The 21,512-nt window shown below is 71.4% G+C and carries 21 protein-coding genes and 2 pseudogenes; 15 read left to right on the top strand and 8 right to left on the bottom strand.

Annotated features, from left to right (window positions below; all coding sequences use genetic code 11):
- Position 1: 1 nt before the first annotated feature.
- From ACWFR1_RS36020 to ACWFR1_RS36010, 3 genes and pseudogenes are all read right to left on the bottom strand, one after another.
- Positions 2-148, bottom strand: a pseudogene (locus ACWFR1_RS36020) (helix-turn-helix domain-containing protein); the annotation flags it as partial.
- 187 nt (positions 149-335) lie between these two features.
- On the bottom strand, positions 336-1,553 hold the full coding sequence (locus ACWFR1_RS36015; protein WP_453559131.1) for a hypothetical protein: 1,218 nt from the start codon (positions 1,551-1,553) through the stop codon (positions 336-338).
- Positions 1,554-1,755: 202 nt separating this feature from the next.
- The gene (locus ACWFR1_RS36010) at positions 1,756-2,094 is read right to left on the bottom strand and encodes a hypothetical protein (RefSeq protein WP_453559128.1); all 339 of its coding nucleotides are present in this window, start codon (positions 2,092-2,094) and stop codon (positions 1,756-1,758) included.
- 669 nt (positions 2,095-2,763) lie between these two features.
- On the opposite strand from ACWFR1_RS36010, the gene ACWFR1_RS36005 reads away from it, so the two are divergent.
- The 3 genes from ACWFR1_RS36005 (at position 2,764) to ACWFR1_RS35995 (ending at position 6,273) form a co-directional block, all read left to right on the top strand.
- Positions 2,764-4,029: an RCC1-like domain-containing protein gene (locus tag ACWFR1_RS36005; RefSeq protein WP_453559125.1), complete on the top strand. Its 1,266-nt coding sequence runs from the start codon at positions 2,764-2,766 to the stop codon at positions 4,027-4,029.
- Between the two features lie 16 nt (positions 4,030-4,045).
- Positions 4,046-5,059 carry an RCC1 domain-containing protein gene (locus ACWFR1_RS36000; RefSeq protein WP_453559123.1) on the top strand — a complete coding sequence of 338 codons (1,014 nt, stop codon included), beginning with the start codon at positions 4,046-4,048 and terminating at the stop codon, positions 5,057-5,059.
- Positions 5,060-5,274: 215 nt separating this feature from the next.
- On the top strand, positions 5,275-6,273 hold the full coding sequence (locus tag ACWFR1_RS35995; protein ID WP_453559120.1) for a TAXI family TRAP transporter solute-binding subunit: 999 nt from the start codon (positions 5,275-5,277) through the stop codon (positions 6,271-6,273).
- Positions 6,274-6,380: 107 nt separating this feature from the next.
- On the opposite strand, the gene ACWFR1_RS35990 is transcribed toward ACWFR1_RS35995, so the two are convergent.
- Complete coding sequence (locus ACWFR1_RS35990; protein ID WP_453559117.1) at positions 6,381-7,811, bottom strand: ATP-binding protein; 1,431 nt, start codon at positions 7,809-7,811, stop codon at positions 6,381-6,383.
- Positions 7,812-7,829: 18 nt separating this feature from the next.
- A complete protein-coding gene (locus ACWFR1_RS35985) occupies positions 7,830-8,543 on the bottom strand; it encodes a response regulator transcription factor (RefSeq protein WP_453559114.1) in 714 nt (237 codons plus the stop codon).
- Between the two features lie 272 nt (positions 8,544-8,815).
- Between ACWFR1_RS35985 and ACWFR1_RS35980 the strand changes: the two genes are divergently transcribed.
- The 8 genes from ACWFR1_RS35980 (at position 8,816) to ACWFR1_RS35945 (ending at position 15,409) form a co-directional block, all read left to right on the top strand.
- Positions 8,816-9,601: an amino acid ABC transporter ATP-binding protein gene (locus ACWFR1_RS35980; RefSeq protein ID WP_453559111.1), complete on the top strand. Its 786-nt coding sequence runs from the start codon at positions 8,816-8,818 to the stop codon at positions 9,599-9,601.
- A gap of 53 nt (positions 9,602-9,654) precedes the next feature.
- The gene (locus ACWFR1_RS35975; protein WP_453559108.1) at positions 9,655-10,476 is read left to right on the top strand and encodes a glutamate ABC transporter substrate-binding protein; all 822 of its coding nucleotides are present in this window, start codon (positions 9,655-9,657) and stop codon (positions 10,474-10,476) included.
- Between the two features lie 119 nt (positions 10,477-10,595).
- On the top strand, positions 10,596-11,270 hold the full coding sequence (locus tag ACWFR1_RS35970) for an amino acid ABC transporter permease (protein WP_453559105.1): 675 nt from the start codon (positions 10,596-10,598) through the stop codon (positions 11,268-11,270).
- A complete protein-coding gene (locus ACWFR1_RS35965; protein ID WP_453559102.1) occupies positions 11,267-12,157 on the top strand; it encodes an amino acid ABC transporter permease in 891 nt (296 codons plus the stop codon). The genes ACWFR1_RS35970 and ACWFR1_RS35965 overlap by 4 nt, the downstream gene beginning before the upstream one ends.
- 192 nt (positions 12,158-12,349) lie before the next feature.
- Positions 12,350-14,086, top strand: a complete 1,737-nt coding sequence (locus ACWFR1_RS35960) for an FAD-dependent monooxygenase (RefSeq protein ID WP_453559099.1) — start codon at positions 12,350-12,352, stop codon at positions 14,084-14,086.
- Positions 14,087-14,119: 33 nt separating this feature from the next.
- Positions 14,120-14,206 carry a putative leader peptide gene (locus ACWFR1_RS35955; RefSeq protein WP_311605579.1) on the top strand — a complete coding sequence of 29 codons (87 nt, stop codon included), beginning with the start codon at positions 14,120-14,122 and terminating at the stop codon, positions 14,204-14,206.
- Positions 14,207-14,300: 94 nt separating this feature from the next.
- On the top strand, positions 14,301-14,840 hold the full coding sequence (locus ACWFR1_RS35950) for a cysteine dioxygenase (RefSeq protein ID WP_453559096.1): 540 nt from the start codon (positions 14,301-14,303) through the stop codon (positions 14,838-14,840).
- A gap of 161 nt (positions 14,841-15,001) precedes the next feature.
- Positions 15,002-15,409: a rhodanese-like domain-containing protein gene (locus ACWFR1_RS35945; protein WP_453559163.1), complete on the top strand. Its 408-nt coding sequence runs from the start codon at positions 15,002-15,004 to the stop codon at positions 15,407-15,409.
- A 56-nt stretch (positions 15,410-15,465) separates the two neighbouring features.
- On the opposite strand, the gene recX is transcribed toward ACWFR1_RS35945, so the two are convergent.
- Together recX and recA are read right to left on the bottom strand one after the other, a co-directional pair.
- A complete protein-coding gene (gene recX, locus ACWFR1_RS35940; protein ID WP_453559093.1) occupies positions 15,466-16,032 on the bottom strand; it encodes a recombination regulator RecX in 567 nt (188 codons plus the stop codon).
- Between the two features lie 4 nt (positions 16,033-16,036).
- On the bottom strand, positions 16,037-17,173 hold the full coding sequence (gene recA / locus ACWFR1_RS35935; protein ID WP_453559090.1) for a recombinase RecA: 1,137 nt from the start codon (positions 17,171-17,173) through the stop codon (positions 16,037-16,039).
- A gap of 317 nt (positions 17,174-17,490) precedes the next feature.
- Between recA and ACWFR1_RS35930 the strand changes: the two genes are divergently transcribed.
- Complete coding sequence (locus ACWFR1_RS35930; protein WP_453559087.1) at positions 17,491-18,156, top strand: class I SAM-dependent methyltransferase; 666 nt, start codon at positions 17,491-17,493, stop codon at positions 18,154-18,156.
- Between the two features lie 26 nt (positions 18,157-18,182).
- Here the strand turns inward: ACWFR1_RS35930 and ACWFR1_RS35925 are convergent, their stop codons facing one another.
- Positions 18,183-18,968, bottom strand: coding sequence for a hypothetical protein (locus tag ACWFR1_RS35925; protein WP_453559085.1), 786 nt, complete (start codon positions 18,966-18,968; stop codon positions 18,183-18,185).
- A 293-nt stretch (positions 18,969-19,261) separates the two neighbouring features.
- Between ACWFR1_RS35925 and ACWFR1_RS35920 the strand changes: the two genes are divergently transcribed.
- The 3 genes and pseudogenes from ACWFR1_RS35920 to ACWFR1_RS35910 form a co-directional block, all read left to right on the top strand.
- Positions 19,262-19,765 carry a hypothetical protein gene (locus tag ACWFR1_RS35920; RefSeq protein WP_453559160.1) on the top strand — a complete coding sequence of 168 codons (504 nt, stop codon included), beginning with the start codon at positions 19,262-19,264 and terminating at the stop codon, positions 19,763-19,765.
- A gap of 57 nt (positions 19,766-19,822) precedes the next feature.
- Entirely contained in the window at positions 19,823-21,244 is a 1,422-nt protein-coding gene (locus ACWFR1_RS35915; protein ID WP_453559082.1) for an IS4 family transposase, read from the top strand.
- Positions 21,245-21,366: 122 nt separating this feature from the next.
- A pseudogene (locus ACWFR1_RS35910) lies at positions 21,367-21,512 on the top strand (IS1380 family transposase); the annotation flags it as partial.

Below are 21,512 nucleotides of genomic sequence, written 5' to 3'. Positions count from 1 at the left end.
GTCTGCACCCGGAGGGTTCGGTGAGGGGGACTCCCAACTCCCGCGCCAGGGCGCCGATCTGCTGCGAGGCGGCCTGCGGGGTGAGGTGGAGCGCCCAGGCGGCCGCGCTGACGGTGCCGCGCTCGCTGAGCTCCCTCAGCACCCTCAGCTTCCGCAGATCCGGATCGGCAACGCCCCGCGCCCCCTCCGTCGCCCCGCGCGCTTCGCGTCATCGTGCGCAGCCGGCCTCCGTGTCGCTCCGTGGGGATCCGCGCCTATCCGTACCGATCCGGGCTGATCCGGGCCGATCCGGGCTGATCCGGGCTGATCCGTCGCGTACGGAGCAGGCCACAAGGTCAGTCCAGCGGCGCGCTCCCGTGCGCGGTCCGCACCCCGGGAGCCGTCGGCGCGGGCGCCCTGAGGAGGCCCTTGTCGCTGGAGCTCGCGGGGGCGTCCACGCCGACCGGCGTGGTGGTCATGGGCCGGGCGGCGGCACAACGCCGCTTCTCCGCCTCGGACATGGGCCCGGTGCGCTGAAGCAGCCGGTCGGGTACAGCCCGGGAGGGGCCGTCGATCACGGCGTGCAGCCGGTAGTCGTCCTTCTTGCTGACGAGCCAGCCCTCGACCCGCTCGCGGCTCGGCTGGAGCTCGACCCAACTGACCTCGCCGGGCTGGATCCTCTCCACGACGGTCCGCTCGTCGCCGCTGAACCACTGCCAGGCCCGCCGCCAGGTCCGCTCGTGGGCGAGGGCGAACTGGGTGGCCATGGGCCGCTCCTTGGCGCGCTTCTGGTCCTCCTCCCGCACGCCCGAAGTGGGCAGCTTCGCCACGTCGTTGAGCGGCAGGCCCGCAGCGGCGTAGGTCTGGGCGACGCTGTCGTGCCCGCGCTCCGAGAACGAGAGGAGCCGGGAGTGCTCCAGGGTGTTGCGGGTGCAGTTGACGAACGCCTCGCCGACGACCCGCGCCCGGTCGTAGTAGCGGAAGGAGGCGCGGGTGTCGGGCCGGAAGGTGCAGGCGTTCTCGCCGTTGCAGGCGGCGGCCGCGTTGCGGAGGGTGCTCTCGCGTTCGTTGCCCTTGTACGCCTCGGAGGTGCCGAGTGTCGTCTTGTCGACGGTCTTGTCGACGACCGGCGGCACCTCGACCGCCCGGACGCGGGCGATCATCGGTGAACAGGTCACGTGGGTACGGGAGTCGGTGACCCGGGCAGCGGCTCGTTCTCGCCGGCGGTGAACTCGTAGGCGCGCCCGGTCCACCGGCCGGTGCCGGGCTTGCCCTTCGTGCGGTCGGGGTCTCCGGCGGTGGTGACCTCGCGAACCGGGCCGCCGGAGCCGGTGACCGTGTACGGCTGGCCGTCGACGACCTGTTCGCCGGTGCACTCCTTTGGTCCCGCAGTACTCCAGGACGTCGGCGATCCTCGTCGGCCGGCCGTCGGCGGTGACGGCGCGGGCGACGGGGGCGGTGGGGGTCTCGCCGGGCGCCTCCTCGGCGGCGGCGGGCGGGGTGAGCAGCGCGAGGGGGGCGGTGAGGCCGAGAGCCAGGGCGGACAGACGGGCGCGGGGACGGCGCGGAGACATGACGGGGGGACCCTTCGGGGGAGGGAGCGGGACGGAGAGTTCAGGAGCCGAGCAGGGAGCAGAGCTGCGAGGCCGGGAAAGGGGGACTGTCCCGGCTCGCTCGACCCCCGCGGGAGGGAGGCGGGGAAGGCGGCGCAGGTGGACTCGACGGCCTGGGCGGCGTTGTCGGCGGGCTCCGGCTTGTTCGTGGTGATGGTGGTGTTCATCTCTCCTTGAAGCCGTCCTCCTCCCGGCCGCCCTTGCCGGCCAGCTTCTCCATGCAGGAGCTGGAGCCGGGCGCGCACTCCTTGAGGTCCTTGCCGACCTTCTCGATCTCCTTGTCGGCCTTCCCGGCCGCCTCCTGGGTCTTCTTCTGCTGCTCCTGGATCTTCTTCGCCTCCGCGGCGTTGTTCTCCTTGTCCTGGCAGGCCTGGTCCTCCGGCCGGCACTCGGCGGCGTGGGCGGCCGAGGTCAGGGCGGGGGCCAGGGTGAGGGCGAGGGAGGCGGCGAGGAGGGCGGCACCCAACCTCGCGCGACGCGGCGATGCCTTCATCGCGGGCATGAGAACTCCCTTGGGACAGGGGTGAGTTGATGCGCTCGGAACGGGACGCCAGGGGCGGGCAGGGGACTGCCCTCAAGATCACCGAGCGCTTTTCGACGCTAACCGTCAGGGCCTCCGCGCCACGGCAGGACACACGGTGCGGCGCGCCCGCCGGGGCCCGCTCACCGCTTCGGCGGAGCGCACTCGGGACCCCTTGGAGGGGGTGGCGGCGAGGAGTTCGAGGGCCGCGGCCCCAGCCCGTCGGTCCACCCGTTCGTAGGGAATCCGGGGTGGACGCGAGAGGGCGGGCGGCCGTACGCGACCGGGCCGCTCACTCCGCCGGGCGCCGCCGTTCGGCGGCCCGCCGGAGGCGCCCGCCGGCGCTCCTCGCGGGCACGCGTCGCGGGTGAGTGCGCCCCCGGGACAGGGCGCCGAACGGGCGTCCGTCAGAAGGGTGTCTCGGCGGTTCCCGCTCGCCGTGGTGATCATTCTCGGTCAGTCTGCTCATGTGCCCGACGGCCCGTCCCGGTCGTCGCACCGGCCGTGGGCGTCCCATGCCCAAGGGCCCGGCACCCCGTGTTCGCATGACCCGCGCCCGGCCCCCGTAAGCCTCCGCCCTCCCCCGCGGACGCGGACGGCACCCGCCGGACGCCGCGCTCCCGTATGTCCCCGTCGAAGGAGAGCAGAGCCATGTCCCGTTCACGACGCGAACCCGCACGCACCCCGCTGCGCGCGCCCCGCTCCGTACCCTTCCCGCTACGCGGCCGGCCGCTCGCCGCGGCCGTCCTCACGGTGGCCGCCGCCCTCACCGCCGTACCGGCCCTGGCCCCGGCCGCGACCGCGTCCGCCAACGAAGGGAATCCGACCGTACTGAGCTGGGGCGCGGGCCGCACCGGCCAGCTCGGCAACGGCACCCTGAGCGACAGCCTCAGCCCGGCCTCGGTCACCAGTCTCTTCCGCGGCGACGTCGACCAGATGTCGGCCGGCGGCACCTCGTCCGCCGATTCCTTCGCCCTCGCCCGTACGGACAAGACGGTCAAGTCCTGGGGCCACAACTCCTCCGGCCAGCTCGGCAACGGCGGCAACACCAACCAGACCGTGCCCACCACCGTCCCGCGCCTGAACAACATCAAGGACGTCGCGGCCGGCGGGCAGCACGCCCTCGCCCTGGACACCAGCGGCCAGGTCTACTCCTGGGGCGACAACGCCTACGGCCAGCTCGGCAACAACCGCACCGGCGACAGCCGCACCGTCCCCGACCGCGTCCAGGGCATGCCCAAGGTGAAGCAGATCTCGGCCGGCTGCGACTTCAGCCTGGCCCTCCTGGAGAACGGCAAGGTGTACGCCTGGGGCCGCGGTATCCACGGCCAGCTCGGCACCGGCAACCGCGCCACCAGCTCCGTACCCCGGCAGGTCACGGGTCTGGAGAACATCGTGGAGATCGACGCCGGCTGCCACCACGCCCTCGCGCTGACCTCCGACGACACGGTCAAGTCCTGGGGCTACAACCTCTACGGCCAGCTCGGGAACTCCTCCACGAAGTCCTCGACCGTCCCCGTCGACGTCGACTGGGTGGAGGGCGTCTCCGACATCGAGGCGGGCGCCCACCACAACTACGTGAAGACGAGCGACAGCCACGTCTGGGGCTGGGGGAACAACCAGTACGGCCAGCTCCTGGAGGCCGACGAGGCCTTCGACAGCAACGTCTCCCGCACCAACCGCACCGCCCCCGTCGAGATCCCGCGCCTGGAAGGCGCCCAGCACCTCACGGCGGGCGCCCGGCACGGCGTCGCGGTCACCGCGGACGACGTCTTCACCTGGGGGCACAACGGCGAGGGCCAGCTCGGCAACGGCACGACGGTCTCGCGGTACGAGTCGGTGAAGATCCTCAACCAGGGCTCGGCGATCAAGGCGGTGGCCGTCTCCCTGGGCGGCAACACGACGTACGCGTACTGAGCGGGGGCGTGCTCCCATGACGTACGCCCGCGTGCGCGGCGTCTCCGCGCTCCTCTCCCTCGCGGCGCTCGCCTTGCCCCCCACCGAAGCGACCGTCGCCACCGAACCCCGGGACCGCCGGGTACGGGCCTGGGGCGAGAACGCGGCCGGCCAGCTAGGCAACGGCACCACGACCTCGCAGAGCTTCCCCGCCACCGTCGCCGGTCTCTCCGGCGTGAGCGAGGTCTCCGCCGGCCTCAACCACGTCCTCGCGGTCAAGGGCGGCCGGGTCCACGCATGGGGCAGCAACGCCTCGAAGCAGCTGGGCACGGGCCAGGACACCACCAACCCGTACAAGACCCCGATCCCCGTGCAGAGCCTGGGCAAGGTGAAGGACGTCGGCGCCGGCTGCGACTTCAGCGTCGCGCTGCGGCAGGACGGCACGGTCTGGACCTGGGGCTCCTTCGCCAACGGACGCCTCGGCACCGGCAGCACCGCCAACCGCGAGACCCCGCAGAAGGTCCCCGACGTCGAGAACGTCGAAGCCATCGCGGTGGGCTGCGACCACGTCCTCGCGCTGACCGCCGACAACACGATCAAGGCCTGGGGCAAGAACACCGAGGGCCAGGTCGGCAACGACTCCGTCACCGACGCGCCCAAGCCCGTCGACGTCGCCTACCTCGACGCGGTGGCGAGGATCTTCGCCACCTCGTCCTCCTCCTTCGCCGTCCTCGACGACGGCAGCGTCGCCGGCTGGGGCAAGAACACCGCCCGGCAGCTGGGCGACGGCACGAACGCCAACCGCACCACCCCGGTCGTCCTCGACGGCCTCAAGGGCGTGCAGGACATCGCGGGCGGCGCCGACTTCACACTGGCCGCGCTGGACGACGGCTCGGTGATCGGCTGGGGCGCCAACGCGGTCGCGCAGCTGGGCGACGGCTCGACGACCACGCCCGCGAGTCCCCCCGGGGCCACCGTCACCCTCCCTCCGGGCAGCGGCATCACCCATGTCGCCACGACGAGGACGGGCAAGTCGGGATTCGCGTACTGACGCAGCCGAGGACACCGGACCATACCGGCTGATATCGGTGTGACCGGGTGACACCGGACGGCGTCGCCCAAGAACGGGTGACATCGGATGGTGCCGGATAAGACCAGGTGACATCGGGTGACACCTCGCGCGGGGGCCCTCGCCGGCCCCCGCGCGAATGCCTCACACCGGCCGTCCCTGGCCAGCGACGGCGGTGAGCTGGCAGGATCGCCCCCATGCCCGCCGCCCTCTCCCGTGCCGCCCGCCGCCGCCTCCTGGCGCTCTCGGCCGCGCTGCTCACGGTGTGCGGGGTGCTCGTGTGGTGGCTGGTTCCCTTCGGCTCCCCCGTCCCGAGCGGCTCGGTCACCTTCAGTACGGGTGTGCCCACCGGCGTCTACCAGAAATACGGAGGGCTTCTCAAGCAGGCCCTCGCCGAGGACCTCCCCGAGGTGTCGATAACGCTCACGGACAGCGAGGGCTCCCAGCAGAACCTGGCCCGCGTGGCCTCGGGCGAGGCGGACTTCACCATCGCGACGGCCGACGCGGTCGCCCAGTACCAGCGGGAGCGCAAGCCGGGCTTCGAGCGGCTGCGCGGCTGCGCGCGGCTGTACGACGACTACGTCCAGCTGGTCGTCCGCAAGGACTCGGCGATCCGGACGGTGCGGGATCTGCGCGGGCTGCGGGTCGGGGTCGGCCAGGACGGGTCCGGCGTGCGGCTGATCGCCGACCGGGTCCTCGCGGCGGCCGGCCTCACGCCCGTACGGGACGTCGAAGCGGTCGCGGCGGGCATCGACACGATGCCGGGGCACCTGGAGAGCGGCGACCTCGACGCCTTCTTCTGGTCGGGCGGACTGCCCACCCTGGCCGTGCAGAGCCTCTCCGAGCGCTTCGAGGTGCGGCTGATCCCGCTGGACGCGGCCCTGGTCGACCGGCTGCACGACGTCGGCGGGTCGACCCGGCACTACCGGTCGGCGGTGATCCCGGCCGACTCGTACGCGAAGGCGCAGGCAGGCCGGCCGGTCGAGACGCTGGCCGTGGCGAACCTCCTGGTCACGACGGTGGAGACCGACACGGACCTGGTGGAGGGGTTCACCCGTACGGTGATCAGGAGCCGGGACCGGATCGGCAGCCAGGTCCACCCGGCCCAGCTGGTGGACCTGCGGACCGCCGTCTACACGGAGCCCCTGCCCCTCCACGAGGGCGCCCGCCGCTACTACCGCTCGGTGAAGCCCTGACCTTCGGGCCCGGCACCGCCGCGGTCGGCGGTGGTCCCGTCCTGCCGTGAGCGGTGGTTGTGCCCTGGGCGCTGGTTGCGCCGTCGGTGCTGGTCCCGCCGTGAGCGCTACCGCGCGGTGAGGCCGCCCTGCCCGCGCCGATCCGACGGTGCGTGCCGGGGGACGGTGACCGTGACCCGCAGGCCGTGCGGCTCGTTCGGGGCGAACGTGATGCCGCCGCCGCCCGCCGTCAGCAGGACGCGCGTGATGGAGAGGCCGAGCCCCGACCCCTTGATGTTCTGGTGCCGGCCCGAGCGCCAGAAGCGGTCGCCGACACGGCCGAGCTCTTCCTCCGTGAGGCCGGGCCCCTGGTCGGCCACGACGACGTCCACGCTCTCCCCGCCCGGGGGCACCGAGACGGTGACCATGACCTCCTCCCCCGGCGGGGTGAACTTCAGCGCGTTGTCGATCACCGCGTCCAGCGCGCTGGAGAGGGCCACCGGATCCGCCCACCCCGTCACCGCCCCGCACTCCCCGGTCAGCAGGACGCCCTTGTCGTCGGCGACCGGCCGCCAGGACGCGATCCGCTCCGCCGCGAGGGCTCCGACGTCCGTGAGCCGCAGTTCGGCCGCCATGTGCTCGGCGAGCGCCAGGTCGAGGAGGTCGTCGAGGACCTGCGTGAGGCGCTTGCCCTCGGTCCGTACGGAGGCGATCTCCTCGTTGTCCTCGGGGAGTTCCATGGCGAGGAGCTCGATCCGCAGCAGCAGCGCGGCCAGCGGGTTGCGCAACTGGTGGGAGGCGTCTGCGACGAAGGCCCGCTGCTGTTCGAGCGCGTCCTCGACGTTGTCGGCCATCTCGTTGAACGACTGGGCCAGACGCCGCAGTTCGGGCGGCCCGCCGGTCGGGGCGACCCGGGAGTTCATCCGTCCGGTCGCGATGTCGTGGGTGACGGAGTCGAGGACGCGGACCGGCCGCAGGACCCAGCCGGTGAGCCGGAAGGCGGCGCCGACCGCGACCAGCATCGCCGCCGCCTCGCCCGCGAAGATCAGCAGCCAGCCGCGCAGGATGCGGGAACGGAGCTGTCCGGTGGGCGAGTCGGTGACGACGACGGCGACGACGTCGCCGTCGCGGACGACCGGCGAGGCGACGGTGAGCCGCGCCTGGTCCTGCCAGGGCCAGACCTGCGGCGGGTCGTGGCTGCGGCGCCCGAGCAGCGCCTCCTTGAAGGCGCGCCTGCCCTCGCCCTCGTACGGGACGATCCAGTCCTCGGGGGCGGCCGCCATGGAGCGGTTGTCGCGGTAGAAGATGCCGGCGCGGATGCCGTACACGTCGTGATAGCTGGCGAGTTCGCCCTTGAGGGTGGTGCGCCGCTCGTCGGTGCCGGGGCTGCTCTCGCTGACGAACTGGGCGAGGGCGGCGAACCGCGCGCCGTCGTCGAGCCGGTCGACGACGACCCGCTGCTGCTCTGAGGCGGCGAGGCTGGCGGCGAGTGGGAAGCCGAGGGCGAGCAGGACCCCGGCCATCAGGATGATGAGCAGGGGGAGGAGTCTCGTGCGCACGGGTGGACCGGCCGGGGGTTACGCGGCGGGGGCGACCAGGCGGTAGCCGACGCCCCGCACGGTCTCGATCAGGGCGGGCATCCGCAGCTTGGAGCGCAGGGAGGCGACGTGCACCTCGAGGGTGCGGCCGGTCCCCTCCCAACTGGTGCGCCAGACCTCGCTGATGATCTGTTCGCGGCGGAAGACGACCCCGGGGCGCTGGGCGAGGAGCGCGAGCAGGTCGAACTCCTTGCGGGTCAGGGGGACGGCCTCGCCGTCGACGCTGACGCGCCGGGTGGGCAGCTCGATGGTGACGGAGCCGAGCCGCAGCAGGTTTCCCTCGGCGGATCCGGAGGCGCCGGCGGTCTCCTCGGCTCCGGCGTTGCGCCGGCTGACGGCATGGATCCGGGCGAGGAGTTCACCGGTGTCGTAGGGCTTGACGACGTAGTCGTCGGCGCCGAGATTGAGGCCGTGGATCCGGGAGCGTACGTCGCCGCGGGCCGTCACCATGATCACCGGGGTGGCGGTGAGCTTCCGGATGCGGCCGCAGACCTGGTAGCCGTCCTGGTCGGGGAGGCCGAGGTCGAGCAGGATCACCCCGTACGAGGGTCGCTCGCCCTGCGCCGTGGGCAGGACGGCCTGGAGCGCCTCCTCGCCGTTGCGGGCGTGGGTGACGGTGAATCCGTGCCGGGCCAGGATGGCGGAGAGGGCGGCGGCGACGTGGTCGTCGTCCTCCACGAGCAGCAGTCGCATGCGTACCTCCTCCGTGGTGATGTGCTGATGACGGCTCTCTGTGTACCAGGTGGTACCAGGGCATGAACGCCGATCACCGGCGTCGCAGTCAAGTCTCCCCCTGTTACGCCGACGTTTCTGTTATCCACCCGGTACGCCCGGGGCGTCGGCTTCACGCGATGTGTCCGCTTGCGACCGGATCGTTATCCTCAATTTCCGCTCAGATCTGATGACGGTCGTCTCATCGGGTCTCTAGTGTCCTCCCCAACCGAGCAGGACGGAGCAAGAGGCCCATGAGCGGAGTGTCAGTGTCCAAGGGTCCCGAGGACGCCCCGCGCAGCGCGGACGATCTGGTCGTCCTGTCCGAGGTCAACAAGCACTTCGGCGCGTTGCACGTCCTCCAGGACATCGACCTGACGATCACCCGCGGCGAAGTCGTGGTCGTCATCGGGCCTTCCGGGTCCGGCAAGTCGACGCTGTGCCGAACGATCAACCGACTGGAGAGCATCGACTCCGGCACCATCACCATCGACGGCAAGCCGCTGCCCGCGGAGGGCAAGGAGCTCGCCCGGCTGCGTTCCGATGTCGGCATGGTCTTCCAGTCGTTCAACCTCTTCGCGCACAAGACGGTGCTCGAGAACGTGATGCTGGGCCAGATCAAGGTCCGCAAGACGGAGAAGAAGGCCGCGGAGGCCAAGGCGCGTGCCCTGCTCGACCGGGTCGGGGTGGGCACCCAGGCGGACAAGTACCCGGCGCAGCTCTCCGGTGGTCAGCAGCAGCGCGTGGCGATCGCCCGCGCGCTCGCGATGGGCCCGAAGGTCATGCTGTTCGACGAGCCGACCTCCGCGCTGGACCCCGAGATGATCAACGAGGTCCTGGAGGTCATGCAGCAACTGGCCCAGGAGGGGATGACGATGGTCGTCGTCACCCACGAGATGGGCTTCGCCCGCTCCGCGGCCAACCGGGTCGTCTTCATGGCCGACGGACGCATCGTCGAGCAGGCGTCGCCCGAGGAGTTCTTCAGCAACCCGCGCAGTGACCGGGCCAAGGACTTCCTCTCCAAGATCCTTCACCACTGAGCGAGTTCGGACCTATTCTTCCCAACTCACGCCTACTCAAGGGACCTTCCACCATGAAGCTTCGCAGCATCTCCGCCGCCGCCGCGGCCGCCGTCGTCCTCGCCCTGACCGCCACCGCCTGTGGCACCGGTTCCGACTCCGGCAGCAACGGCGACAAGATCAACGTCGGGATCAAGTTCGACCAGCCGGGTCTCGGCCTGAAGACCCCGGACGGCAAGTTCGCCGGCTTCGACGTCGACGTCGCCCGTTACGTCGCCAAGGAGCTCGGCTACGCCGAGGACAAGATCAACTTCAAGCAGGCGCCCAGCGCCGAGCGCGAGAACCTGATCAAGAACGGTGACGTCAAGTTCGTCGTCGCCAGCTACTCGATCAACGACAAGCGCAAGAAGGAGGTCGACTTCGCCGGTCCGTACTTCCTGGCCCACCAGGACCTGCTCGTGCGCGCCGACGACAGCTCGATCACCAAGGTCGAGGACCTCAACGCCAAGAAGCTCTGCTCGGTCACCGGCTCGACCTCCGCGCAGAACGTCAAGGACAAGCTCGCCCCGAAGGCCGACCTCCAGCAGCTCGGCGGCTACTCCGAGTGCCTGACCGGCCTGGAGAACAAGGCCGTCGACGCCCTCACCACCGACGACTCGATCCTCGCGGGCTACGCCTCGCAGAAGGACCACGCGGGCAAGTTCAAGCTCGCCGGCCTCCGGATGAGCGACGAGAAGTACGGCATCGGCGTCAAGAAGGGCGACGACGACCTTCGCGGCAAGATCAACAAGGCGCTGGAGAAGATGGTCTCCGACGGCACCTGGGAGAAGCTCGTCAAGGAGCACTTCGGCCCGTCCGGCTACAAGTACGAGCCCGCGCCCAAGGTCGAGAACTGACCTGACCCGCTCCGGCCGTGACGGCCGCCCCGCGCAGGGGCGGCCGTCACACCGGAACCGGCCGCTGCCCACGCACCGGCCTCCACACCGACCGACCACCAGGGGAGAGCGCGGGCATCGTGTTCGACTTTCTTGATTCCGGGCAGTACGACCTGCTCGGCGCCTTCTGGGTGACGGCGAAGCTCGCCCTCTACTCGGCGATCGGCTCGCTGGTCTGGGGCACCGCCCTCGTCTCCATGAGGGTCAGCCCGGTCCCGCTGATGCGCGTCTTCGGCACCACATACGTCAACGTCGTCCGGAACACCCCGCTGACGGTGGTCCTGGTCGGCTGCCTGCTGGGCCTCAACCAGACCCTGGGCATCACGCTCGGCGGGGAGCGCTCCGAGGGCATCGGCTTCCGGCTCGCCGTCCTCGGCCTCGTCGCCTACACCGGCACCTTCGTCTGCGAGGCGCTCCGCTCCGGCATCAACACCGTCCCGGCGGGCCAGGCCGAGGCCGCCCGCGCACTGGGCATGAGCTTCACCCAGGTGCTCACCCTGGTGGTCCTCCCGCAGGCCTTCCGAGCGGCGGTGACCCCGCTCGCCAACGTCCTGATCGCCCTCACCAAGAACACCACCGTGGCAGCCGCCATCGGTGCCGCCGACGCGGCGTTCCTGATGAAGGAGATGATCGAGAACGAGGCGGACGCGCTCTTCGCCGTCTTCGCCGTCTTCGCCTTCGGCTTCATCGTTCTCACCCTCCCCACCGGCCTGATCCTGGGCTGGGCGGCCAAGCGACTGGCGGTGAAGCGATGAGCTCCGTCCTGTACGACACTCCCGGCCCGCGCGCGAAACGGCGCAACATCGTCTACACGATCGGGTTCCTGGCGGTCCTCGCCCTGGTGGCCTGGTGGGTGCTCGCCGCCCTGAACGAGAAGCACCAGCTGGACGCCAACAAGTGGAGTCCGTTCGTCACCGACGCCAACGTCTGGACGACGTATCTGCTGCCCGGCATCGTCGAGACCCTCAAGGCCGCCGCGCTCTCCATCCTGATCGCGCTGCCCCTCGGCGCGGTCCTCGGCATCGGCCGGCTCTCCGACCACCGCTGGGTCCGCGTGCCCGTCGGCGCGGTCGTGGAGTTCTTCCGCGCCATCCCTGTGCTGCTCCTCATGATGTTCGCGGCCGCCCTGTACCGGGAGTTCACGACCATCAGCTCCGACTTCCGACCGCTGTACGCGGTCGTCACCGGCCTGGTGCTCTACAACGCCTCGGTGATCGCCGAGGTCGTCCGCGCCGGTGTGCTCTCGCTGCCCCGAGGCCAGGGCGACGCGGCCGTCGCGCTCGGCCTGCGCAAGGGCCAGACCATGCTGTACGTCCTGCTCCCGCAGGCCGTGACCGTGATGCTCCCGGCCCTGGTGAGCCAGCTCGTCGTGATCGTCAAGGACACGGCGCTCGGCGGCGCGCTGCTCGGCTTCGAGGAGCTGCTCAGCCAGAACCGGCAGATCACGGCCAACTACGGCGCCAACACGATCGCCACCCTCGTCGTCATCGCGCTGATCTACATCGTCATCAACGGCATCCTCACCAGCCTCGCCGGACGCCTGGAGAAGCGTCTGCGGCAGGGCAAGAAGTCCGCCGCGGTGACCCTCCCGGCCCAGGCCGGCGCGACCGAGGTGAAGACGGACGCCGTCAGCGGCGCCTGACCCCGAAGGGGTCCGTGGGACAACAGGGGTGGGCCGGAGCGGTACTGACTTCATGTCAACCGCACCGCGCCCACCCCGTCGCTTGACGCAAGCACCCTCAGTGGGTTGCATACGGTCTGTGATCAACCACCGGGCTCGTGCCACACTCAGCTGTGCTGCCCTCATGACCGTCCGGCCTTCAGGAGCCGCGCCGTGGACCCGGTGATCATCGTGGGCGCTGGGCCGGTCGGCCTCGCGCTCTCCCTCGCGCTCGCCGCGCAGGGCGTGCCCAGCGTCGTCCTGGACGAGGGCACCGGCAAGGAGGAACCGCGCCCCGCGCGGACCGCGGTCCTGCGCGCCGACATGGCCGCGATGGTCGAGCGCCTCGGCTGCACCACCCTCCGCGACGAGGGCGTGCGCTGGGTCGGCTGGCGCAGCGTGCGCCGCCGCCAGGTGACCCGCCACACCCCGCTCGACCTGGGACTCAGTGGTACGGAGGAGTGGTCCGAGGACCCCGACGCCCCCTCCGACCCGGCCGCCCCCCTGCACATCCCGCAGCACGCCCTGGCACGCGGGCTGCGCGACGCGATCGCCCACCAGAAGCTCGTCCGGCTCGTCACCGAGGCCCGGCTCGACACGATCGAGCAGGACCCGGACGGGGTCGTCGCCCACACCCGGGGCCCGGAGGGCACGTGGTGGCGCGGCAGCCACCTCGTCGGCTGCGACGGAGCCCGGTCCACCGTGCGCAAGCTGCTCGGCATCCGCTTCCCCGGCCGCACGGCGGTGGAGCGGCACGCGGTCGCCGCGCTGCGTACCGAACTCCCCTGGCCCGGCGAGGCGCTGTTGCACCGTCAGCCCCCGTGGCGGGGCGCCGGCGAGGAGATCACCGCCCGCCCGCTGCCCGACGGGGTGTGGCGGATCGACTGGCTGCTCCCGCCCCGCGGCGACCTCGTCACCCCGGACGCGCTGGTCACCCGCATCCGCGAGACCCTGGCCGGCTGGTGCGACGGGGTGACACCTCCGTACGAACTCATCGACACCGGCGTCCACACCCTGCACCACCGGCTCGCCCGGCGCTGGCGGGTCGACCGCGTGCTGCTCGCCGGGGACGCGGCCCATCTGCTCGGCGCGGTCGGCACCCAGGGCCTCGACGAGGGGCTCCGGGACGTGGACAACCTCGCCTGGAAGCTCGCCCACACCTGGCACCACGGCGCCTCCGAGCGGCTGCTCGACAGCTACCAGAGCGAGCGGCGGACGGCCATCGCCTCCCGGCTGCGCGCGGCGGACCAGTCGCTGCCCGTGCTGCGCGGCGGCGGCGGCCTGCGGACGTACCTCCTCGGCGCCGCGCGCGGCCACGACGCCCTGCTGACCGACGGTCACGTCGGGCGCGGCCCGCTCGGCGCGCCCCCCGCGTACCCGCACTCCCCCCTGGCTCCTCCGAGCACCGAAGGGCAGACCCCGGTGGGGACTCCGACGGGCGCCCCGGTGGAGGACGTCCGGGTGACCGCCCCGGACGGCACGACCGTACGGCTCCGGGACCGGCTCGGTCAGGGCAGGCTCCTGGTCCTCCTCGTGGCCCCCGGAACCGGTGTGTGGGACCGCCGCCACTGGCGCGGCGCCGGCGTGATGCCCCGGCTCGAAGAGGCCGTCCGCGCGCTCCCCGCGAAGGCCGAGGTCCTGGTGACCGAGGCGTATCCGGGGGCTCCGGCCCACGCCGTCCTGCTCGTCCGGCCCGACGGACACCTCGTCGCGTCGTTCTCCGGGGTCCGCCCTGAGGAGCTGTACGCGGCGGCCGACGCGGCCCGCGGCGGGTCCGCCACCGCCGACGCGGCCCCCGAGACGGCCGCGGGGAAGACCGTGGGGAAGACCGCCGGGAAGAACTCCGAGGAATCCGCCGAGGTCCCCGCCGAAGTGTCCGCCGACAGCGACCACACGGTGGACGTGCATTGATTCCGCGCGGGCGCGCATGGTGTACTCCGGAACGTGACCGACACCGATGTGCGCCTGTGGCGGAGGGTCCATATGGACCTCGTCCGCTACGCGGGCTGCGTGTGTCGCCCCTCCTGCTGACTTCGCTCCCTTCCCCGCGCGCGCCCCGCCACTGACGTCCGTCCGTGTGCCCGGTGCCGTCGCGCGCTCGTCGCGAACCTCAGGACGGTCATCCGTGCCCCAGCATGTCCCCGCCCCCTCCCTCGTCGTCTCCCCACCCCCTTCCGTCGCCCCGACGGCGGCCGAACTCCTCGACTTCGTCCGCCGGACGGCCGCCGACCGGGAACTGGTCGACTCCCTGCCGCTCGACCCCGAGGGCCGTACGTGGGTCGACGGCCCCGGCGGCAGCGAGGCCTGGCTCATCGGCTGGCCGCCCGGGACGGGCACCGGCTGGCACGACCACGCCGAGTCGCTGGGCGCCTTCGCCACCGCGCGCGGGGCGCTGACCGAGAACGCGCTCGCGGTCCGGCTGCCGGCGAGCGGCTGGAGGACCCTGGAGCCGGCCGAAGGCCTCGACCGCTCCCGTCGGCTGTCGGAGGGCGACGGCAGGGCCTTCGGCCGTCACCACGTGCACGAGGTGCTCAACGATTCCCCGGACACCCACGCGGTGTCGGTGCACGCGTACTACCCGCCGCTCCCGCTGATCCGGCGGTTCAGCCGGGCGGGCGCGGTACTCCGTCTTGAGCAGGTCGAGCGCCCGGAGGACTGGCCGTGAGCACACAGCGAGCGCCCGGCGAAGGCCTCACCGGAGAACGAGTCAACGGCGAACGAGCACCCGAGGCGGCAGCGGTCGAGGCGGCAGTACCCGAAGCGCGGGTGACCGACGGGGGAGCGCCCGAGGTCGCAGTACCCGGGGCGGGAGCAGCCGAGGCGCGAGTGACGGAGGCGCCAGTAGGGATCGACGAGCTGCTCGAACGGGTCAGCGCGGGCATCGACCGGATCGATCCCCGCGCTGCCCACGAGGCGTACGAGGCGGGTGACGCGCTCCTCGTGGACACGCGCTACGCGGCCCTGCGGCAACGGGACGGGTTGATCCCGGGCGCGCTGGTCGTGGAGCGCAACGAGCTGGAGTGGCGGCTCGACCCGCTGGGCAGCCACCGCGCGCCGGAGGCGGACAGCCACGACCTGCGGGTGGTCGTGCTCTGCAACGAGGGCTACGCCTCGTCCCTCGCTGTCGAGTCCCTCCGCCGCCTGGGACTGCATCGCGCGACGGACCTCATCGGCGGGTTCCAGGCCTGGAAGGCGGCGGGCCTCCCGGTCCTGCTCCCCACTACTCCCAGCTGACCGTCGGACGAGTCCTTCCTCCCCCTCCCCCTCGGGGGTCAGAAGGACTTCGGGGGTCAGAAGGACTCGTCCAGCCCGTCCGTGTCCTCGCCCTCGGCCTCCAGCGCCTGGCGGACGACGCGGAGGGCCATGCCCTCGGGATATCCTTTGCGGGCGAGCATCCCGGCGAGGCGGCGCAGACGCCGGTCTCTCTCGAGACCGCGGGTGGCGCGCAGTTTGCGGTCGACGAGCTCGCGCGCCCTGACCTCTTCCTGCTCGGAGTCGAGCTGGTCCACCGCCTCCTGGATGAGAGCCGGCTCGACGCCCTTGGTCCGCAGCTCGCGGGCGAGGGCCCGGCGGGCGAGGCCCCGGCCGTGGTGGCGGGACTCCACCCAGGCCCCCGCGAAGGCGGCGTCGTCGATGAGCCCGACGTCCTCGAAGCGGGAGAGGATCTCCTCCGCCACGTCGTCGGGGATCTCCCGCTTGCGCAGGGCGTCGGCCAGCTGCTTGCGCGTGCGGGGGGTCCCGGTGAGCAGGCGCAGGCAGATCGCGCGCGCCCGCTCAGCCGGATCCTGGGGTGACGGCTCCTTCTCGGCCCTCGACGAGTCGGGGCCGTCACCCGGCCATTCGGTGCGACCGGTCACCGGTTCAGCTCTTGGCCGCGGTGGCCTTGGTCGCCTTCGCGGTCTTGGTCGCGGGTGCCGGGACGGTCTTGGCGGCGTCGTCCGCGCCGGCCGCGTCCGTACCGCTCGCCGCGTCCGCGGCGGACTCGGCCGACGGAGCCTGGGGCTTGACGCCGACGCCCAGCTTCTCCTTGATCTTCTTCTCGATCTCGTCGGCGAGGTCGGGGTTGTCCTTCAGGAAGTTACGGGCGTTCTCCTTGCCCTGGCCGAGCTGGTCGCCCTCGTACGTGTACCAGGCACCCGCCTTGCGCACGAAGCCGTGCTCCACGCCCATGTCGATCAGGCCGCCCTCGCGGCTGATGCCCTGGCCGTAGAGGATGTCGAACTCGGCCTGCTTGAAGGGCGGCGCGACCTTGTTCTTGACGACCTTGACGCGGGTGCGGTTGCCGACCGCGTCCGTGCCGTCCTTGAGGGTCTCGATACGACGGATGTCGAGACGCACCGAGGCGTAGAACTTCAGGGCGCGGCCACCGGTCGTGGTCTCCGGCGAGCCGAACATCACGCCGATCTTCTCGCGGAGCTGGTTGATGAAGATCGCGGTGGTCTTGGACTGGTTGAGCGCGCCGGTGATCTTCCGGAGCGCCTGGCTCATCAGACGGGCCTGCAGACCCACGTGCGAGTCACCCATCTCGCCCTCGATCTCCGCACGCGGGACGAGCGCGGCGACGGAGTCGATGACGATCAGGTCGAGGGCGCCGGAGCGGACCAGCATGTCGACGATCTCGAGGGCCTGCTCGCCGCTGTCCGGCTGGGACAGGATGAGGTTGTCGATGTCGACGCCGAGCTTCTTGGCGTACTCGGGGTCGAGGGCGTGCTCGGCGTCCACGAACGCGACCTGGCCGCCGGCCTTCTGGGCGTTGGCCACGGCGTGCAGCGTCAGGGTCGTCTTACCGGAGGACTCCGGACCGTAGACCTCCACGACACGGCCGCGAGGCAGGCCGCCGACACCGAGCGCGATGTCGAGGGCGGTCGATCCGGTGGAGATCACCTCGATCGGCTCCTGGACACGGTCACCCATGCGCATCACGGCGCCCTTGCCGAATTGGCGTTCAATCTGTGCGAGCGCGGCGTCGAGCGCCTTCTCGCGGTCGGTTCCTGCCATGGGTTCCACCCGGTTTGCTTGAGTCGATCGCTTCATGTGAAAGACGCTAACCCCTGCCACTGACAATGGGCCCCGACGTCCCCTCCGGCCTGTGGACAACTCGCCGACAAGCCCGCGATTCCCAGGGGCCGGACTTCCATCAGAATGGATGTTCGATTTTACTGTCAAGCGCGCCACGCGCACCGAGTCGCCCATCCAGTCGTGACCCAGCGTTCCGGTCGGTCACCGAGCGTCCCGGCCTGGCGAGGTCGCGGTCCGGCCGTCCGGCCGTCCGGCCTACGATCGACTCACGGACCGGCACGGAGAGGGCGAGGGCCATGGCGGGCGACGAACGGGAGCTGGCCGCGGCCCAGCGGGCGCACTGGCAGAGCACGTACGCCGCCCATCCCGGCATGTACGGCGAGGAGCCGTCCGCGCCCGCGGTCCACGCGGCCGCGGTCTTCCGCTCCGCAGGCGCTCGTGAGGTGCTCGAGCTCGGCGCCGGCCACGGCCGTGACGCCCTGTACTTCACCGCCGAGGGCTTCACCGTCCGGGCCACCGACTTCTCGGCGACCGGTCTGGAACAACTTCGCCGCGCCGCGCTCGCCCGGGGGACGGCCGAGCGCGTCACCACGGCCGTCCACGACGTCCGCGACCCCTTGCCGCTGCCGGACGCGTCGGTCGACGCCGTGTTCGCGCACATGCTGCTGTGCATGGCCCTGTCCACCGAGGAGATCCGGGCCGTCGTCGCCGAGGTCGCCCGGGCCCTGCGGCCCGGCGGCACCTTCGTGTACACCGCCCGCCACACCGGCGACGCCCACTACGGCACCGGAATCGGCCACGGCGACGACATCCACGAACACGGCGGCTTCGCCGTGCACTTCTTCTCCCGCGAGCTCGTCGACACCCTCGCCGACGGCTGGATCCTGGACGAGGTCCACGCCTTCGAGGAGGGCGAACTGCCCCGCCGCCTGTGGTGTGTCACCCAGACCCTGCCCCGCTGAGCGCCGCCGGACCGACGGCGGCGGGGTCACGGCCACGGGCGCCGGAGGCGCTCCGCCAGTTCGGTCGCGGCGGAGTCGTACGCGCCGTCCTCCCGTTCGGCCGTGAGGTCGAGCGCCGCGGTGAGCAGCTCGGGCGAGGCCCGCCGGTCCGCGAGGACCGCCCGGAGGAGCGTCGGCACGGCCATCGGCTCCAGCCGGTGCCGCCAGGCCGGGTGGCCGTGGGCCGCGGCGTACCGCGCCGTCAGGAACTCCGCGGGGGTGAGCGCGACGCCCGTGCGCCTCAGGAACCACGCGAGGCCCGCCGTGGCCACCAGGTCACAGATCCGGCCGTCCGCGACACGGTTGCTGCGCGCGTTGTCGTGGGCCTCGTAGACCACCGCGTGGACCAGCGCGCGCACCCGCTCGGTGACGGGCCTCGGGAACGGCACGTCGTACCAGAGCCGCTCCACGGCTTCCGGGGTGATCCCCTGACGGCCACCACCGGTCGCACCCGCCATCGCCAGCCGTACGGCGCCGAGGGCGACGGTCTCCTCGGAGAGCAGGCGCCGACAGCGCGGCCCGTCCCCGTCGCCCTCCGGTTCGATTGCCCGCAGCACCTGCTCGACCGTCGGTCCGTCGGTCCACACCAGCGTCCACGCGTCGCCGTCGGGCCCGCGCTCGGCCCGGCACGACCCGTGGCGGCGGTACTCGTCGGTGTCGAGCCCGAACCGCTCGGTGATCATCCGGGCGAAGCCCTCAAGGCCGGCTCTCTGCTCGTCGTCCGGTTCCGGACCGGTCCCGCTCACCTGCCACCCCCGGTCGCTCACGCCCATCGGCCCGAACCTACTGACGACCGCCCTCCACCGGCAACGACCCGCCCCGGACCACCGTCACCGGCGACAGCTCCGGGCGCTTGGCCCGGCGGCCGTCGCCCGACGAGCGGCCGCGGAGGCGGCGACCGAGCCAGGGGCCGAGGAAGGCCAATGCAGTTGCTTTAGCTGTTCGCGTCATGCGGCGTTGTTCACGGAACAGGCGGCAGTAAGTCCCGCATGACATGCGAACGGATGCTGCCGGGGTACTCGGTTGTGTGTGAAGGGCTGAACCTGCGACGGTCACTGACGTGAACATGGTTCTGGGAGACAAGCTCAGGTTCGCCGCCGAGGTCGGCGAGCAAGGCCAGTTGCGCCGAGTGGACCTCTGGGCCGCTGGCAAGTGGCTGACCTGCGACGACAACACGGCTTACATCCCGCAGTTCCGCCGTGATGTGTTGGCCACGGCCGCCTGGCTGCGATCGGGCGCAGGCTCCCCCGTGCCGTTCGCTGGCATGTCCGCCGAGGCCACACACCGGCGTCTCATGCACCGTGCGGGCGATGACGATGAGACCGAGGCCGACTACGGGCTGCGTAGCCAGTTCCGGACCCTGCTGTGGGGGCCCACCACCGACAACGTGACGACGCACCTGTTCCGTGAAGAGGACCATTTGGTGATCACGATGGAGTTCTGGCGTCAGGAGCACCTGCTCAGCCATCCTGAGGACGCGGGCGTGGTCTTCGTGGCGGAGATGCCGGTGGAGGAGTTTGCCGGGATCCTTGAGGGCCTCGTCGCAGTGCTCGACATCGGCAAGGGCTGAGAAGCGACCGACCCGATGCGCCCGTGCCCCCAGAGCGTCAAGTGCCGTTGACCTTGTGTGGAGGGGCAGAGCAGTGCCGGGGAACGGGTGCGGTTCGGGATCTTGACGAAGGTGTTCACCGCTGAGCTGGTCGACGCGGCAATAGCCAAGCACGACCGAGCCGAACAACGCCGCCGCCTCCTACCGGCACGGCTGGTCGTGTACTTCGTCTTGGCCCTGTGCCTGTTCGCCCGGGAGTCGTACGAGGAGGTACTGCGCGTGCTGACCAGCGGGATACCGGGCAGCCGGTCCCTGGCCAGGGTGAACCGGTCCTCGCTATGCCGAGCGCGGTCCCGGCTCGGCGAGGACGTGCTGGAGACCCTGTTCAGAGAGGTGGCAGGTCCGCTCGCCACTCCGGACACACCCGGGGCATGGTGGCGCGGACTACGGCTGCTCGCCCTGGACGGCACCCAGTTCGACCTCCCCGACTCGGTGAGCAACGGCGACACCTTCGACGGCCCTTCCACCACGGGCGGCCTCCCCTTCGGGTTCCCCCAGGTAAGGGCGCTGGTCCTCGCCGAGATCGGAACACACGGAGTGCTTGATGCCCGCCTCGGCGGCTATCGCGACGGCGAACGGAGCCTCGCCTACCAGCTGGCCGGCTCCACCGGTTCGGGAGACCTGGTCATCGCCGACCGCGACTTCTGGTCGGTCGAGTTCGCGCACGCCTTCACCGTGACTGGCGCGGACCTGCTGGTCAGGCTCCAGTCTAATCACCTCGGCACCCCCCAGGAGAAGCTTCCCGACGGTTCGTACCTGTCGATGGCGCGTCCGGGCAAGGAAGTCCGGCTCCGAGCCGCGCGGGAGGGCCGGACCCTGCCCAAGCACACGATCTACCGCGTCATCACCTTCACGAAGAACGACAAGGTGGCCTTTCTCGGCACGACGCTGCTGGATCCCAAGCAGTACCCGGCGGCCGAGCTGGTCGCGCTCTACCGGGAACGCTGGGAAGTTGAGCTGACCTTCGATGAGATCAAGAATCACCTCGGCCCCGGCGGGCCGATCCGGTCCCGCACGCCGGAAGGCGTCCGGCAGGAGCTGTGGGCCTACCTCGCCGTCCACCACGCGATCCGCCGGTTCGCCCATGCCGCAGCCCTCGCCAGACCCGCCGTGGACGCGGACCGGGTCTCTTATCTGAAGTGCGTCCGCATTATCCGCCGAAGCGTTCCATCCCAGCTCGGAGCCACTACGGCCAGACTCGCCCGCTCCCTCGTTGAGGCCGGGCAGGAGGCACGCAGCCGCTTGCTCCCAGCTCGGCGGAACCGAAACTGCCCAAGGGCGATCAAGAAGCCCAATCGGTGGCCGGTGCTGCGGACCCGGGCGAAACGAGGATCGGTCGAGCCGGGCCGCTGGGTCCTCAACCAGACCAAGAAGGCCAAGAGCAATCGGCGGGCGGGGAGACCTGTACTCAAGCCGTCCCCAACCCCGTCGCCGCCCTAGCCTCGCGCTTTCACGAGGTGGGCTGTCCGAAGCTTGATCAAATAAGCGGAGAGTGCTCCTGACCTGCAACGATGGGACTTGCCTAGGGTCCTGTTGGCTGCATGGGAAGAAGCACTCTCCAGGTGAAGAAGCGTATCGGGTTCTACCCGCGTGTCCGCATCGAGGGCGGCGGCCGGGCGGTGGTCTCGCAGGCCGGGAGCGTGCTGCTGGTCGAGACCGTCCGCAAGGCCGGTCTCGACACCGCGATATCAGTGGCGCTGGCACCGTG

The sequence above is a fragment of the Streptomyces sp. NPDC055103 genome (assembly GCF_053607625.1).
The sequence above is the reverse complement of the archived record's forward strand: the minus strand, read 5'-3'. Positions and strand labels throughout refer to the sequence as shown.